Source organism: Anaeromicropila herbilytica (genome assembly GCF_016591975.1).
Taxonomy (GTDB): Bacteria; Bacillota; Clostridia; order Lachnospirales; family Lachnospiraceae; genus Anaeromicropila; species Anaeromicropila herbilytica.
Window position 1 is genome coordinate 228,073 of record NZ_AP024169.1, and the last position, 17,464, is coordinate 245,536.

The window sequence follows — 17,464 nt, forward strand, 5'->3', positions numbered from 1 at the left end:
GAATCAAAGGAATGAAAATAAAGAAAACGATTAGCTTAATCTTACCATTAACAACGATCTTACTAATTGCTACCTCTTGTAGTTCGAAGAAGGTGAAGTTAGAGCAATTAAAGCCACCCTCAAAAGGGGAAGAGATTGTAGTAATGAAAACAAATTACGGGGACATTAAGATACGATTATTCCCTAAAGTTGCTCCAAAAGCAGTGGAGAATTTTAAGACACAGATAAAAAGAGGTTATTATGATGGGAAGACTTTCTACAGAACGAAAAAGGATTACTTTATTCAAGGTGGGTCGAATGGTGATATTCTTCGAGACAGTATCTGGGGAAAGTATTATGAAGACGAATTCGATAAAGACTATATACATATAAGAGGTTCCTTGTGTAATGCGAACTTGGGAGAACCAGATACGAATGGAAGTGCTTTCTTTATTGTCCAGAATAAAAAAGTGGAAGAAGATCTTGTGGATACGATGAATGATCTGGTGGACGAGGGGGCTTACTCTAAAGATATTGCCAATGCTTACAAACAGCTTGGGGGTGTACCAGATTATGATATGAAATACACGGTATTTGGTCAGGTATATGAAGGAATGAATACGGTGGATAAGATTGCAAATGTGGAGGTAGATGAAAGCGATAAACCCAAGAAAGAAGTTGTGATTGAATCTGCGAAGATTGAGAAATATAAGGAATATAAGAAATAAATTGATCTATGTTAAGTGTATCAATGTATTAAGATAGACCTGAGGCAATCACATGTGTATCATATCAAAATGACGAAAAAGATATGCATGTGATAGCCTCAGGTTATTTTATTATAAGTTACGTAGTTTATGAAATGGTGTATGTCAATTTTAAGTACAAGTAAAAGGTTAGGTGTTGTAGGTTACTTCGTTACCGTTACCTTACATTTGGAAGTCAGCCCATTCTCTGTTGTTATAGTAATAACAGCAGTACCAACTTTTTTCGCTCTAATCTTACCCGTTGTTTTATTTACTCGAACTATAGAAGAATTAGAGCTAGAATAAGTATATTTTGAGTGTGTAGTGGAAGGCGAGAGAGAAGCTTTTAGCATATAAGTACTTTTTAATTTGAGTTTCTTAGTACTTACCTGAAAGGCCACATTCGTTGGTGGAGTTACAGTGATCTTGATTGTTTTTACAGTTTCATTTCCAACAGTATCAATCGCATAGATGGTATAGGTAGTTGTCTTAGACACATTCATGATTGCAAAATGATTCGTAAGAGTTAATTCGGTTCCATTGGCTCCTTGGTCAAAATAGGAGGCAGGTTGAATTCCTTTTGCATATCTTACCTTTGATAGATTCCCACTAGAATCAGTTATTGTTACTTTTAGTATTTTCTTATAGGAACCAGTGAGGGTGCTTGTCTTAGTGATTATAGTTGGAGCTGTCTGATCGAGTGCTTGAATAGAGGCTGAGTTCAAGGAAAGTGCAGCATAGGCATCTACTAGTCCTCCAGTTGCTACTTTACCAGTCAGGCTAGGAAGTGATCTAGTGGTACTTAGTACAATATTCTTGGTTTCTAGGACCGTAATATCATCATAATAAGCATATACCATAGCAAGGACTGCGGTTACCATGGGAGCAGCCATTGAGGTTCCAGTCATATAACTATACTCATTTCCTACGACAGTGCTAGCGATTGTAGTACCTGGAGCAGCAACATCTACACTATTAACACCGTAATTGGAGGAGTAATGCAATGTTCCGTTACAAGTTAGATTAGCAACAGATACAATATTATCATAGGAATAGGAGGCTGGGTACATGGGTGATTCATCGATATCTACGGCATTGGAATTCTCATCTCCATTACCAGCGGCACAGACAAATAGCATGTCGGAATCTTTGATAACATTACTTAAAGCCTTATCATCTACTTCAATTCCAAAGCTAAGGTTGCAGATCTTCGCACCATTCTCCTCGGCATATTGAATTGCTTCTATAATAGATGACGTAGAACCGGAACCATCTTGGCCTCCAAGTGCTTTCACGGACATGATTCGTACATTGGTGTTAGAAGCAACTCCTGCGACACCTATATTATTTCTCTCAGCAGCAATGATGCCTGCGATATGGGTACCATGATCATCTTCGGCACTTCTAGCATGGAATAAAGTATTATTACCCGAATAAAAATTCCATCCATGAATGTCATCAATATATCCGTTCTTATCATTATCAATTCCATCACCAGAGATCTCACCCGTGTTCGTCCACATAACATTTTTAAGATCACTATGAGTGTAATCGACACCAGTGTCAATGACAGCTACCGTAATATCTCTGCCACCGTTAAAGACATCCCATGCCTCTGGAACATTCATATCGATATCTGCTACAGATGAGGTGTCTTCATCATCTGTAAAAGTTCCATTATTATTAAGCCCCCACTCTTTGCTATAGTAAGTATCGGTAGGAGTAGACTGAATATGATACGTATAATTGGGTTGAATAGATAGAACATTTTTATCAGAGGAAAGTTCTTTAATGGTGCTATTTAATTCTGATTTGTTATCTAGTTCGATTAACATACTCTGATCGGTTAGATCCTTAGTATCTTCATTTTTAGCAATGTCATTAGCAACAGACGAGGAAGGAATATCTGATTTATAAGTTACAATAACTTCATTCGAATCATAATCATTTAAGTTTGTGACTAAAGTAGGTTCGGTGGAGGTTAAAGTTGTATTTACTATATCTGAGGAACTAACTTCTTCAGCAGATACCAATAAGGGAGTCTTAGATATTGGCAAAGCAGAAGCAAAGAATAAAGTTACTATGAGTGAAAACGCTATCATACGTTTAGATCTCTTCACGTAAAATTCCCCCTTTTATCGTATTAATTATTACTGTATACTATTCAAATATAGCAAAAAGTTGTGTAAGAAGTGTGATGAATCTATGTCAGAATAATGGCATGGGTCAACTTGTATAGTGATTTTTTAAAAAATTTGCGACACCATCGTTATAATTATAATCAATCACTTTAGTAGCAGCTTTCTTCACGTCCTCTTTTGCATTCGCTACCGCATAACATTCCTCGCATGCCTTAAATAAAGCAAGATCGTTGAGATTATCTCCGAATCCTATGATCTGATCGAATTCATATTGCTTTCTCAGGTACTGTACAGCATTGTATTTACTTGCATTCACGCTAAAGATTTCAAGATACCATAGATCCTTGGAATAGATATCTGTATAACGTTCTAATTTGAGTGATGGTTCGTCGGACAGCAGTTCATAGAGTTCCTTTGTCTTCTCTTCGGTATCAATTAGACAGAAATATAATATATGAGTTGGATCAAGTTCTGAAAAATCTTCTACCTTTACAAATCGTTTTTGAAATAGATTCACGCGTTCATCATGAAAATCTTTTCGTCCTTTAGAGTCAAGATCTTCATAGTAAGTACATAATGTATTGTCTTTGATCTCATAGAGAAAGCCAGTCATATTGGTCTCTTTGAGGAAATCTAGGATTACTTTTATAGTATCCTTGTCAAGGTATTCAATCTTTTCGTAACGGTTTAGTCCTTTATTATAAACACACGCACCATTCATAAGAACGAGTGGAAGCCTTATATTTAACGGTTCAAGGAGCTTATTGGTGGAAGCATAAGTCCTAGCTGTTGCACAGGTGAAGTTCATCCCCTTTTGCATTAATTCATTTATGGTCTGTATGGTAGAAGGAGATAATTTTGCATTCGGTTGTAGTAGTGTGCCGTCTAAATCGCTGATATATAGAGTATTCATAATGTTGTATAAGTGAGAGCAAGATGCGTTCACTTTAGTCCTTTCTTTAATCTTATATGATTGTATAAGAGAGGCAAGGGGCTTTCTTAACCTACATAGTAATAAAGTGTAGGTTACTCCAATCCTTGTCTTCTATAAAATAACTATTTTAAAATACATTTTTCCATGAATTTTTTATGTGTTGAATCTTATATATAATTTTAGCATGAATTCGTAGTAAAAGAAAGAACACTCGTTATGAAAAGATGGAATCATACAAAGAATGGTGGAGAGATAATACGAGGAATATTACAAGGAATGATACAAAGAAGAATCGAATTATAAATAGGAAAAGAAAAAATTAGAAAAAAATAAAAATAGAAATGAAAAACGATAAATCTAGGAAAAAGCACGGAACAATAAAGAAAGTAATTGTATATATTATAATAGGAACAATGTAACCTAAAAATGCTAATCCGTATTTTGACTCTACTGGTCTGACATTACTGTTTCGAAGTGCATATAGATATACTTTTATGAGATAATGAATATATGGAGGTGTTTATTATCTCAAGATATTTATATTTAAAATCTTAATCTTAATTTTCAAAAGAAATAAGAAATGAGGTAATTAGTTTACTTCCATAGCTATATTTATCCTTACTAGCAAGAGCGAAACGTGTGCACTTTTGAAAGAGGTGATAGATATGAATCGAATACAAGATTATTATGTACTGAATTGTTTAGATTTACCCACAATTCCTTGGAAAGAATACTATCATTCAACCAAGCTTAGCAAAGATATTCTGTGGACTATAAAAAGTGAGAAAAATAAAAAAAACAATACAGAATTGCCAAGAATGATTGGTGTAACCGCAAAAGAAGCCAAAGATTTTGGAGGTAAGTTATATAAGGAACTTGGTGAAGGAGAGATGGTGTTCTATTATCCATACTTCTTTGCAATCAAGAGTGGTATCATAGATATTAATTATGACCGGGTAGCAATCGAAGCAGTAAAAGATGACGTTGATAATCTTGTGAGAAGAAATAATGTGGATATGACGATGATATTTCATGATGATGATCTAGAGATATTTGGAGACCAGGATTTTCTTACACAAGAAGAAATACTTGAATTAATTGACTGTGCAGTGAAGATTAAAAAACAATGTGCAGCAGACATAGAATACGGTAAGAACTTCTTGCTCCAGTGGAGTTATGCTTGTTATACGAGCACGAGAAAGCAACCTATTGGTAAGAAAAATCTAATGTTTCATAAAGTAAAAGTAATTTAATAAAGGATAGTATTGTGAAATCTAATGCAAAATCAAAGTAGTAATATAAGAATATGAAAAATCCTCTTAAAGAATCGATATCAATCGACAATCTAAGAGGATTTTTCCTTATCATCTATTCAATTTAAAATTAGTGACTAAAATCAGTGGCATCCTAGTTTTTCACCATCAGTTAAGCGAAGAGCTAATGGTAATGATGCCCCACCAACAAGGTTACCGATAGCGATTACGACGATATAAAGAAGTGCTTTAGCATTCCAAGCGTCTGCCATTGAGAAGTAGAACATATCTGCAATACTATGTTCAAATCCGCAAAGGATAAATACCATAATAGGTAAAACAAGAGCTAAGTGCTTACCAACACTGTCTTTAATTGTTTGGAATCCAATAACTGCGATACACATCATAACACCACAGAAAAATGCCATAACAAAAGTACTAAAAAGTGTATCCGATAATTTACCATTTACTAATTCAACAGTGTGGTCAATTAATTTAGATTCTTTCGTATGTCTTAATAAATAACCTGTTCCAATTGTTCCTACTGCATTTCCAAGGTATACAACTAATACAGTTAATAAATAACTTGGTTTTTCGTTAGGAATGTAACATACTTTACCGGTATAAAGATTCAATCCAAATGTATAGATTGTGAATAAACCGATTGAGAATAAGAATGCGCCAACCATATGGTTTTCAAGTGTTAGATAAATTGTTCCACCTAAGCAGATAGCGATTCCGGCTAAGATTGCTTTTACAAAAGTTTTAATCATGTCGTTCCATCCTTTAAGTTTTTTGTATCGTTTACGATAACTGTAACAATCTGTGCTTTACGCAAAGAAATTACGTTATCCACGTAATTTGTCGATGTTTATTATATCATACTCAGATTATGAAATTCTATGTTTTTATTCACAAAAAATTTATGAAATTATTTGTTTTTTTAGATATTTTGTGAAGAATTTAACGAAATATAATAAGGATTTAACAGTTGCTGGTTATAATTAGAAGGGATAATTATAACTAAGAGGGAATTTTTACATAATGAATTTTTTTGACTCATAGAACTTGTTCACTAAATCCAAGTCTTAACATATTCATTAATAAATATAGCAGCAAAAAGGTAGACCATATTGTAGTAAATCATGTATTAATTGACAGCCATACTATCTGCATGATAGTATTACAAACAACCTGAAAGAAAATTATGGAGGGGCATTTGATGGATATTTACTTAAGGATTGATATAGATTTAATGGCAATGTTTTTTCTGGGTGCAATATTATTCATTGCATATAAAAGTTTAGATATGCAAGATATAATAAATAAAGCTTATATGATAGTATCATTTATTGTTATGCTTGAACTTTTATTTGAAGCAAGCAGTTGTGTAATTAATGGGAATACGGGGGAGCTTAGTAGATACATTTCGTATATACTTCATATTTTCTTGTTTACTACAGCACCAATATTATCGATGTCTGGATATTATTTAATTCGATTTGTAGTGATGTCAGATTACATTATAAATAAGAAAAAAGCCATCTTATTGGGATTACCTGTGTTCATTAGTATGGGATTTACTTTATTATCACTAAAATATAATTACATATTTTATCTTGATGCAGATAATATCTATCACAGAGGAGACTTTTTCATTGCTTTTTCAATTATCACATACTTTTATTTCTTGCTAGACATGATAGTAATTATCCGATATCGTAAACTATTTATTCAGCAAGAATTAATCTCATTAATATTATTTATCCTACTACCAACAATAGGAGGCGTTATTCAGACTCTTTTTTATGGACCTTTGCTTATGTGGAGTGCGACAGCATTGGCTCTTGTAATCATATATGTCTTTCTACAGCAAAGCATGGTTCATCTAGACGATTTGACTGGAACATGGACGAGAGGTTCGTTCGAATATTATATGAACAAACGTCTAAAATATCATTTAAAAAAGCAATTTGGACTTATCTATTGTGACTTAGATAATTTTAAATCAATCAATGATGGGTATGGGCACTATGAGGGTGATCGAGCAATCATGACAGCTACACAAATTATCAAGAATTCATTAAGAAAAAATGATATTATTGCTAGAATGGGTGGAGATGAATTCGTCATGCTAGTAGAATGTGATTCAATTCAGAGACTTGATGATATTGTTGTTAGGATGAAGCAGAAGTTTAATACATATAACAAGGTATCAGGTAAAGATTATCGATTAGACTGTAGCTTTGGAGCGGACATGTTAGACTTGTCCCAAGGAACAACAGAGCAGATGTTACATCACGTAGATTGCTTGATGTATGAGAATAAGAGGAGTAAGAAAAAATAGATATTAATCTATATCCTATACAATCAAATAATAATATAGAAGTAAATCTCCGCCTTTGGTGGAGATTTTTTAATGCAATTTTAATACTGCTCTATTGGTTTATAATCCCTATTTTATATTGCAAATGATATATTAATTAAGCAATAAGGAAGAACTCAACAGAAGTAATAAGAAAAGAGTATATCAAAATAGGAATGGAGTTGGAGAGATGTTAAATACAATAATTCAATATACTTTATACCTTGTCATTTTAATTTTACTGGCAATTCCGCTCGGAATATATATTGGTAAAGTTATGGATGGGGAAAAAGTTTTGTTGACAAAGTTAGTAGCGCCTTTTGAAAAACTAATTTACCGTATCTTACATATTGATAGGGAGGATGATATGAGTTGGAAAAGGTACGCAGCGTGTATCTTGTGGATTAGTGGTGTTAGTTTTGTCGTATTATTTATCATGCTGATGTTACAAGGATTTCTACCTTTGAATCCTGCAAAGGTAAAGGGAATGAGCTGGCATTTGGCTTTTAATACAGCAATCAGCTTTATTACAAATACCAATTGGCAAGCATATAGTGGCGAGACGGGAGCCTCTTACTTTACACAAATGATTGGTCTAACGGTACAGAACTTTGTGTCAGCAGCAGTTGGAATTGCAGTATTATTTGCAGTAATTCGAGGATTTATTCGAACCAAGAAAGATAAAATCGGTAACTTCTTTGTGGATTTTACGAGAATTATTCTATATATATTAATCCCTATGTCAGTTATCGTATCTATTTTTATAGTATCACAAGGAGTGGTACAAAACTTTCATACATATGAAACGGTAAAATTGGTTGAGCCTATTACATTAGAGGATGGAACGGTTGTAACAGAAGAAATGGTTCCAATGGGACCAGCGGCAAGTCAGATTGCAATCAAACAGTTAGGAACGAATGGGGGTGGATTCTTTGGTACGAACTCAGCATTTCCGCTTGAGAATCCAACAGCACTTTCTAACTTAATCGAGATGCTTTCTATCTTATTAATTCCTGCAGCATTATGTTTTACTTTTGGTAGAAATGTAAAAGATGCAAAACAAGGAAGGGCAATTTTTGCCGCTATGTTTACGGTATTAGTAATTGCACTAATAAGTGTAGCAGTTAGTGAACAGTTTGGAACAAAGCAATTAGAAAATGGTGGTAGTGTTAACTTAAGCGCAGTGAGTCAGGCTGGTGGCAATATGGAAGGAAAAGAAGCAAGATTCGGTATGGCATCTTCCAATACCTGGTCAGTATTTACAACAGCGGCCTCCAATGGTTCTGTCAATGCGATGTTAGATTCTTATACTCCCCTTGGTGGAATGGTTCTTATGCTATTGATGCAACTTGGAGAAGTAATCTTTGGTGGTGTTGGCTGTGGGTTATATGGGATGTTAGGTTTTGCTATCCTTACAGTATTCATTGCAGGGCTGATGGTAGGAAGAACGCCAGAGTACCTTGGCAAGAAGATTGAACCATTTGAAATGAAGATGGGGGTACTTGCTTGCCTTGCTACACCAGTTGCAATTCTAATAGGTAGTGGAATTGCAGCAGCGATTCCTTCCATTGTAGATAGCTTAAATAATACTGGAGCACATGGATTTTCGGAATTATTATATACCTATTCATCCGCTGGTGGTAATAATGGTTCTGCTTTTGCTGGATTTGCTGCCGATAAGTTATTTATCAATGTCTCCTTAGGTCTATGTATGCTATTTGCTAGGTTTGCTCCTATGCTTGCGATGTTAGCGGCAGCTGGAAGTCTTGCTAAGAAGAAAAAAGTAGCAGCAACATCAGGAACATTATCCACGAGTAATTTCATGTTTGTAGGATTACTCATCTTTGTTATCTTGTTAATTGGAGCTTTAAGTTTCTTCCCTGCGTTAGCATTGGGACCAATTGCAGAACACTTAAAAATGATAGGTTAGGGGGAGAATTGAATGAGTGAAAGTAAGAATTCAAGTATGATTGATAGAAAGATGATGATTCGAGCATTAAAAGATTCCTTTATTAAATTATCTCCTAAGACTCAAATTGAGAATCTAGTTATGTTTTTAGTATATGTCTCAGCAATATTAACAACAGCATTATTTTTCCTTTCTCTTTTTGGAATACAAGATGCACCATCTGGATATATCTTAGGAATTACGATTATCTTATGGTTTACGGTATTATTTGCGAACTTTGCGGAAGCAATTGCAGAGGGTAGGGGAAAAGCGCAAGCAGATTCCTTACGTTCTGCTAAGAAAGACGTTACAGCACATAAAATACCTTCGATTGATAGTAAAGAAAAGGTTGAAGAAATATCCTCTGCGCTACTGAAAAAAGGAGATATTGTTATCGTAAAAGCTGGGGAACAGATTCCAGCAGATGGTGAAGTGTTAGAAGGAGCAGCTTCTGTAGATGAGAGTGCTATAACTGGTGAATCTGCTCCAGTTGTAAGAGAAGCAGGTGGAGATCGAAGTGCAGTAACTGGTGGCACTACTGTAATATCAGATTGGCTAGTAATAGAAGTAACCAACGAAGCAGGAGAAAGTTTCCTTGATAAGATGATTGCAATGGTTGAAGGATCTTCGAGAAAGAAGACACCAAATGAAATCGCTTTGCAGATATTCTTAATAGCGTTAACCATTATATTTATCCTTGTTACGGTCTCCTTATATACGTATTCTTTATTCTCTGCAAATCAAGCAGGTATTAAGAATCCAACTTCCATCACGTCTTTAATTGCATTGTTGGTATGTCTTGCGCCTACAACCATTGGTGCTTTATTATCCTCCATTGGTATTGCTGGTATGAGCCGCTTAAATCAAGCCAATGTACTTGCTATGAGTGGTAGAGCAATAGAGGCAGCAGGTGATGTTGATATCCTAATGCTTGATAAAACGGGTACGATTACACTTGGTAATCGACAAGCCAGTGAGTTTATTCCAGTGGATGGTCATACCGTAGAGGAACTTGCAGATGCAGCACAGTTATCTTCTCTACCAGATGAGACACCGGAAGGTAGAAGTGTTGTAGTATTAGCGAAAGAGAAATTCGGTATCAGAGAGCGCAATCTAAATGAGCTGAATATGAAATTTGTTCCTTTTACAGCATCAACTAGAATGAGTGGGGTTGATGTAAAGGGAATAGAGATTCGTAAAGGTGCTGCAGACTCTATTAAGAACTACGTACAGGATCATAGTGAAATCTATAGTAAGGAATGTGAGGAGATTGTAAAACAGATAGCAAATAAGGGTGGAACTCCTTTAGTTGTTACGAAAGATCATGTTGTACTTGGAGTTATTTATTTAAAGGATATTATTAAGACTGGTGTAAAAGAAAAGTTTGCAGATCTTAGAAAAATGGGCATTAAGACAATCATGATCACAGGAGATAATCCTTTAACTGCGGCAGCAATTGCAGCAGAAGCAGGAGTTGACGATTTTCTCGCGGAAGCGACACCAGAAGGAAAGCTTAGTATGATTCGTGATTTTCAAGCAAAGGGACATCTCGTAGCCATGACGGGAGACGGTACCAATGATGCACCCGCTTTAGCTCAAGCAGATGTTGCGGTAGCAATGAATACAGGAACGCAAGCGGCTAAAGAGGCAGGTAATATGGTGGACTTAGATTCTTCACCAACGAAATTAATTGATATTGTCAGAATTGGTAAGCAACTACTTATGACAAGAGGAAGCTTAACAACATTCAGTATTGCGAATGACTTAGCCAAATACTTTGCCATTATTCCTGCGTTATTCATGGGATTATATCCAGAGTTATCAGCACTTAATATAATGAGATTACACAGTGCAAGTAGTGCAATATTCTCTGCTATTATCTATAATGCACTTGTCATTATTGCATTAATACCACTTGCATTAAAGGGCGTAAAATATAGAGAAGTATCTGCTGGAAAACTATTATCAAGAAATTTACTAATCTATGGATTGGGCGGAATAATAACGCCATTTATCTTTGTGAAATTAATTGATGTAATCATCGTAGCGACTGGGCTAGTCTGATAAGAGAGAGGTGGAATCATATAAATATGTCAAAATCAATATTCATTAAATCAATCAAATTGTTTCTTATAATTACAATTATATGTGGAATTATATATCCTTTGATTATTACGGGAATATCACAAGTATTTTTCAAAGATAAGGCAAATGGAAGTATCGTAGAAGTGAAAGGTGTAAAATATGGAAGTGAATTACTAGGACAGCAATACACTGGGAATGAGTATATGTGGGGAAGAATTATGAATATTAGTACGAGTACATTTTCAGATAAAGAGGGTAATCCAGTCATGTATGCAAGTCCTTCTAACAAAACTCCTGCAAGTAAAGAATATAAAGAATTAATTGCTAACAGAGTTAAGAAAATAAATGAAACGAATCCGAGCGCCAAAGAAGATAAGATTCCGGTTGATCTTGTTACATGTTCTGGTAGTGGGTTAGATCCACATATAAGTGTAGCAGCGGCTGATTATCAAGTTGAGCGTATTGCAACAAGTCGTAATATGAAGACAGATGATGTTCAAAAGATTATTGATAAATATACTTCGTCAAGGCTTTTTGGAGTATTCGGAGAAAAAGTAGTGAATGTCCTTGAGGTTAATCTGGCATTAGATGGTATCCTTAAATAATTCATGCTATAATTAACAGACAAAGCATAGTCAGGGAGTGGTAACTTAATGGAAGAGAATTATCGAGATCCCGATTCAATATTAAAACAAATTGAAGCAAGTGAAGAGCAGATAGGTAAAGGAAAGCTTAAGATATTCTTCGGATACGCAGCTGGCATAGGAAAGACCTATGCCATGTTGGAAGCTGCACATGCAGCAAAGGAGGCCTCCATAGACGTTGTTATTGGGTACATTGAACCACATGCACGACCTGAAACAATAGATCTAGTGAATGGGTTGGATGTGATTCCAACGATGGAAGTAAAATATAATAATATAATTCTAAAGGAATTTGATTTAGATGCAGTATTAAAAAGAAGCCCAGAACTTGTCCTTGTAGACGAACTTGCCCATACAAATGCGAAAGGTTGTAGACACGAAAAAAGATATCAAGATATTAAAGAGTTACTCAACGTAGGGATTGATGTCTATACCACTGTGAATGTACAGCATTTAGAAAGTCTTAATGATGTGATTGCTGGAATTACTGGAATTATTGTAAGAGAGAGGATACCAGATTCTATTTTTGATGAAGCGAATCAAGTAGAGATGATAGACCTTGAACCAGAAGAACTATTAATGCGTTTACATCAGGGTAAGATATACAAGGATAAACAGGCAAAGAAAGCGATAAATCATTTCTTCTCCTTAGACAATCTAATATCTTTAAGAGAGATTGCCCTTCGTAGAATGGCAGATCGTGTCAATATCGTTCAGGAAAAAGTCACCATTGGAACTAAGGAAGCAGAGGGAGCCGCAGTCGAACATATATTAATCTGCTTATCCCCTTCCCCTTCTAATGAGAAGGTAATTAGGCAAGCTGCAAGAATGGCAAATGCCTTTCATGGTAAGTTTACCGCATTCTATGTTGAGACTAGTGATTTTGCAGAAATGTCGAAAGAGAACCGAGACAGACTTAAAAGAAATACAATACTTGCAGAACAATTAGGAGCTAAAGTAGTATCCTCTTATGGTAGTGATATCGTAGAACAGATTGCCGAGTATGCGAAAGCATCTCGCGTATCTAAAATTGTTCTGGGTAGAACATATACGAAGAGAACTTTATTATCAGTGAGGGAAAGCTTTTCCGAACGATTAACAAAATTAGCGCCAAAATTAGAAATCTTTATTATTCCAGATGCTTATAATAAGAAGTATGTGAATAAGAAGAAACAAAAATCCAACCGACAGAACATAGAAAGTTTCGTTCCAGATACGATTGCTTCACTATGCATTATAATAGCTGCAACACTGATTTCATACTTATTTAGCTATTTGGGATTTAGTGATGCTAATTTAATTATGGTTTATTTATTTAGTGTATTAATTACATCTATAGCAACAAATAGAAGAATATTTAGTGTTATTTATAGCGTAGCTAGTGTATTTATCTTTAATTTTTGCTTTATCGAGCCAAAAATGACTTTTACAGTAAACGATCCAGAATATATAGCAACTTTTATAATTATGTTTATTATGGCACTTCTAAGTTCCTCTTTAACACAGAAAGTTAAGAATCATGCGAAACAAACTGCAAAAAACGCTTATCGTATGGAGATACTTCTAGAGACAAGTCAAAAGTTGCAAAAAACAAAAGATTCGCCTGAAATCATACAGAAAACAGAGGAACAGCTAGGCAAACTTTTAGAGAAAAATATCTACATTTTCTTAGGAAATCCAGAAGAAAACAGGATACCATATAGTTATAAAACAAATGAAACTAGGGTACATGGAATAGATAAAGGCGAGCTAGCAGTTGCTGTATGGACATATAAGAATAATAAACATGCTGGTTTTTCTACTACAACACTTCCTGGGGCTAAGTGTTTATACTTGGCAGTGCGTAATAGTGATAAGGTATTTGCTGTTGTTGGAATTGATATGGAGGATAAAGAGATTCCAGCATTTGAAAAGGATATCATGAGTGCAATATTAAATGAATGTGCATTAGCTTTAGAGAAAGAAGAATTGGTGATGGAGCAAAAAGAATCTGCTGTTAAGTTACAACAGGAACAACTTCGTGCCAATCTGTTGCGTTCCATTTCGCATGATCTTAGAACACCATTAACTAGTATCTCAGGAAACGCAGGAATTCTTATTGGAAATGCAGATAAAATCAATCAATCAAAGAGGCATAGTTTATATGTAGACATATATGATGACTCTATGTGGCTCATTAATCTGGTAGAGAATCTATTATCCGTAACTCGTATCGAAAATGGTACTATGAATCTGACACTAGAACCTGAGTTGTTAGAAGATGTGATCACAGAGGCACTCAAACATATTAATCGAAAAAGCGTGGAACATAAAATTGTTCGAGAAGAAGAGGAGCTATTAGTAGCTAAAATGGATGCAAAGCTCATGGTACAAGTGATTATTAATCTTGTTGATAATGCGATAAAATATACCGAGAAAGGTTCAGAAATAATAATTGCGGCTAAGAGAAAGAAACAACATATTATTGTTGAAGTTGCAGACAATGGCAGTAATGGTATCACACAAGAGCAGAAAGAAAAGCTCTTTGATATGTTCTATACCGTAAATAATTCAGTTGCAGACGGTCGAAGGGGTATGGGGCTAGGACTAGCATTATGCAAATCGATTGTAAATGCGCATGGTGGGCAGATTAGCATACTTGATAATAGACCAAGAGGAACAATTATACGCTTTACATTAAAAGCAGAGGAGGTGAAGTTGGAGTGATAAATGGAAAGCCTACAATCTTAGTAGTGGAGGATGATCCACCAATCAGGAATCTAATCACAACAACATTACAAACGCAACATTACAAATATACTACTGCAGAAAATGGAGAGAAAGCTTTATTTGCAGCAACCTCAGGAAAGCCAGATATCATTTTACTTGACTTAGGACTTCCGGATATGGATGGTATAGAAGTAATTAAGAAAATACGTTCTTGGTCTGTAATCCCGATTATTGTCATTAGTGCCAGAAGTGATGACAAGGATAAGATACAGGCGCTTGATGCAGGAGCAGATGATTATCTAACAAAACCATTTAGTGTAGAGGAATTGCTAGCTAGGCTTCGTTCTACTTTAAGAAGAATACAGTATCTTGAGGCAAGAGGTACAGTTGAAGAAGCAGTTTTTCATAATGGAGATTTGACGATTGATTATACCTCTGCAACGGTAATGCTTGGAGAAGAAGAACTTCATCTTATGCCAATGGAATATAACTTGTTATGCCTATTGGCACGGAATGTTGGAAAGGTATTAACACATAATTATATTCTTGATAAAGTATGGACAAATGCAATTGAAAGCGATTTATCTTCTCTTAGGGTATATATGGCATCTTTACGTAAAAAGATAGAAGTAGATAAAAATGAGGCAAAGTATATTCAGACGCATATTGGGATTGGGTATCGGATGATTAAGATGGATAATAAATAAGCAACAAGGAATATAAATCAGGCACTATAAGAAATAATAACTATATTAGAAATATAAAAGAAAGAGCGAGCTATGTAAAAAAGCACATAGATTTCTCTTTCTTTTTGCTACTCAAATCTATAAAGTAAAAGAGAGATAGAGCTAGGACTTTCAGTGTCACTAAATTACTTTATCATTTTTATCACTAAAACCTATAATATTATAAAAAATTTAAAACTTTTTACATCACTTCTTTGTCTAATAGATAGAACAGTAAAAAAGGAATTCCAAAATGTTTCTAAATTACAAAAGTGAATGGGAGGTGGCACTTCTTTGTTACGGAAAAAGGACGAACAATCAGAAGTAGTAAAAGAATATATAGAAAAGCATCAGGAGGATCTTTACCGCCTGGCATATAGTTACACCAAAAATAGTGAGGATGCTCTGGATGTGGTTCAGGAATCGGTATATAAAGCAATTGTAAATGCGGATAAACTAAAGAACATACAATTTATCAAGACTTGGATGTATCGAATTGTGGTAAATGAAAGCTTAAATTATATAAAAAAGCAAAAGAAATATGTATCAGATGACGCAGTACTTGAAAGTATACCCTATGAGGATAAGGATATTGCAGATTCTATACCGGTATATAATGCGGTACAGCAATTAGAACCTAAGTTGCGGACAGTTATTATTCTACGGTTTTACGAGGATATGAAACTAGAAGACATAGCGACAGTTACAAAAAGTAATCTTAGTACTGTTAAGACCAGACTTTACAAGAGTCTTAAGGTATTAAAAGATATGCTTGGAACTGAAATTAGAGGATAGAAGAATATTTATATTTCTATAACGAATGGAATTATGAAAGAGATAAATCAAGATAGAATTATGTAGAAGAAATAGTATTATTGAAAAAAATGGATAAGAAGAAAATGGAACAAATCAATTATAGCATAGAAAGGAAGCCATAGAGATTATTAGAAAGTCTTGAAAAATGGCATATCGTAGAGAATGCGATATAAGGTGAATATATGAACAAAATAGCAGAAAGTAAAAAATTATATAACTCTATTGAAATTCCAAAACAATTAAATAGCGTTGTAGAATCCGCTATAGAAAGAGCAATGAAACAGAAGAAGAGTAAAACTGTAGTTATAAAACCAATGTTATATGCAGCAGCATCGGTATCTATCTTATTTGTAGCAGGGGTGAATTCCAATCAGGCATTTGCTGAGAGTGTATATAAAGTTCCTGTTCTTGGAAGTATTGCTAAAGTAGTAACGTTTCGAGAATATGAAGAGGAGAAGGAAGGATATCACTTAAAGATTAATGCTCCTGCCATTGAAGGAATAGAAAATAAAGCGTTAGAAAAGCGTATTAACACTGAGATTCAAGCAAAAATGGATGCAGTAATGAAGCATGCAAGAGAGCGTGAAGAGGAAAATAAGAAGATGCTACTAAAAGAAGGCAAGTCAGAGAAAGAACTTTCATATTTCACAATTAATGTTGATTATGAGATAAAGAATAGTAGTGATCGCATCTTGTCTTTTGTAATTAATGATACAGAATCTTTTGCCAATACGTATACGTATCAGACATACTACAATATTAACCTTGATACTGGTAAGGAGATTACGATAACAGATGCTCTAGGAGCTGATTACAAAAAAGTGATTGCAGATAGTATAAAAGAACAGATCAAAGAACGTGTGAAGGAACATCCTGATTATATGTACTATGATTTTGATGAAAATGCAAAGTACTATTTTGAAGATCTAAAATTCTATATGAAAGAGAATGGAAATGTTGTTATATCTTTTGACAAAGGTGAGATTGCACCACCACCAATGGGATTACAGGAGTTTGAAATTACAAAGTAAAAAGATACATTGAAAATAAGCAGCCTTTCGTTTCAGACAATGAGTTTGACACGAAAGGCTGCTTAAATAGTCTATGTTCTTGTTATGA

13 protein-coding genes are annotated in these 17,464 nt (G+C 34.6%); 10 read left to right on the forward strand and 3 right to left on the reverse strand.

The window, feature by feature from the left end; translation table 11 throughout:
- Positions 1–11 precede the first annotated feature (11 nt).
- Entirely contained in the window at positions 12–707 is a 696-nt protein-coding gene (locus tag bsdtb5_RS00920) for a peptidylprolyl isomerase (protein WP_271714179.1), read from the forward strand.
- Positions 708–889: 182 nt separating this feature from the next.
- Here the strand turns inward: bsdtb5_RS00920 and bsdtb5_RS00925 are convergent, their stop codons facing one another.
- A complete protein-coding gene (locus tag bsdtb5_RS00925; RefSeq protein WP_271714180.1) occupies positions 890–2,845 on the reverse strand; it encodes a S8 family serine peptidase in 1,956 nt (651 codons plus the stop codon).
- Between the two features lie 106 nt (positions 2,846–2,951).
- Positions 2,952–3,812 carry an HAD family hydrolase gene (locus bsdtb5_RS00930; RefSeq protein WP_271714181.1) on the reverse strand — a complete coding sequence of 287 codons (861 nt, stop codon included), beginning with the start codon at positions 3,810–3,812 and terminating at the stop codon, positions 2,952–2,954.
- A gap of 653 nt (positions 3,813–4,465) precedes the next feature.
- Here bsdtb5_RS00930 and bsdtb5_RS00935 point away from each other — a divergent pair.
- The gene (locus tag bsdtb5_RS00935) at positions 4,466–5,053 is read left to right on the forward strand and encodes a hypothetical protein (RefSeq protein ID WP_271714182.1); all 588 of its coding nucleotides are present in this window, start codon (positions 4,466–4,468) and stop codon (positions 5,051–5,053) included.
- A gap of 143 nt (positions 5,054–5,196) precedes the next feature.
- Here bsdtb5_RS00935 and bsdtb5_RS00940 read toward each other — a convergent pair whose 3' ends face one another.
- The gene (locus bsdtb5_RS00940; RefSeq protein ID WP_271714183.1) at positions 5,197–5,826 is read right to left on the reverse strand and encodes a formate/nitrite transporter family protein; all 630 of its coding nucleotides are present in this window, start codon (positions 5,824–5,826) and stop codon (positions 5,197–5,199) included.
- A gap of 449 nt (positions 5,827–6,275) precedes the next feature.
- Between bsdtb5_RS00940 and bsdtb5_RS00945 the strand changes: the two genes are divergently transcribed.
- From bsdtb5_RS00945 to bsdtb5_RS00980, 8 genes are all read left to right on the forward strand, one after another.
- Positions 6,276–7,400 (forward strand): GGDEF domain-containing protein, encoded by a 1,125-nt coding sequence (locus bsdtb5_RS00945; protein WP_271714184.1) that lies wholly within the window; start codon positions 6,276–6,278, stop codon positions 7,398–7,400.
- Positions 7,401–7,608: 208 nt separating this feature from the next.
- Entirely contained in the window at positions 7,609–9,348 is a 1,740-nt protein-coding gene (gene kdpA, locus bsdtb5_RS00950; protein ID WP_271714185.1) for a potassium-transporting ATPase subunit KdpA, read from the forward strand.
- A gap of 12 nt (positions 9,349–9,360) precedes the next feature.
- Complete coding sequence (gene kdpB / locus bsdtb5_RS00955; protein WP_271714186.1) at positions 9,361–11,430, forward strand: potassium-transporting ATPase subunit KdpB; 2,070 nt, start codon at positions 9,361–9,363, stop codon at positions 11,428–11,430.
- Positions 11,431–11,456: 26 nt separating this feature from the next.
- Positions 11,457–12,056 (forward strand): potassium-transporting ATPase subunit KdpC, encoded by a 600-nt coding sequence (kdpC, locus tag bsdtb5_RS00960; RefSeq protein ID WP_330611876.1) that lies wholly within the window; start codon positions 11,457–11,459, stop codon positions 12,054–12,056.
- Between the two features lie 48 nt (positions 12,057–12,104).
- Entirely contained in the window at positions 12,105–14,801 is a 2,697-nt protein-coding gene (locus tag bsdtb5_RS00965; RefSeq protein WP_271714187.1) for a sensor histidine kinase, read from the forward strand.
- Positions 14,798–15,511, forward strand: coding sequence for a response regulator (locus tag bsdtb5_RS00970; protein ID WP_271714188.1), 714 nt, complete (start codon positions 14,798–14,800; stop codon positions 15,509–15,511). Before bsdtb5_RS00965 ends, bsdtb5_RS00970 begins: the two co-directional genes overlap by 4 nt.
- A gap of 312 nt (positions 15,512–15,823) precedes the next feature.
- Complete coding sequence (locus tag bsdtb5_RS00975; RefSeq protein WP_271714189.1) at positions 15,824–16,324, forward strand: sigma-70 family RNA polymerase sigma factor; 501 nt, start codon at positions 15,824–15,826, stop codon at positions 16,322–16,324.
- A gap of 203 nt (positions 16,325–16,527) precedes the next feature.
- On the forward strand, positions 16,528–17,376 hold the full coding sequence (locus tag bsdtb5_RS00980) for a DUF3298 and DUF4163 domain-containing protein (RefSeq protein ID WP_271714190.1): 849 nt from the start codon (positions 16,528–16,530) through the stop codon (positions 17,374–17,376).
- The last annotated feature ends 88 nt before the right edge of the window (positions 17,377–17,464 follow it).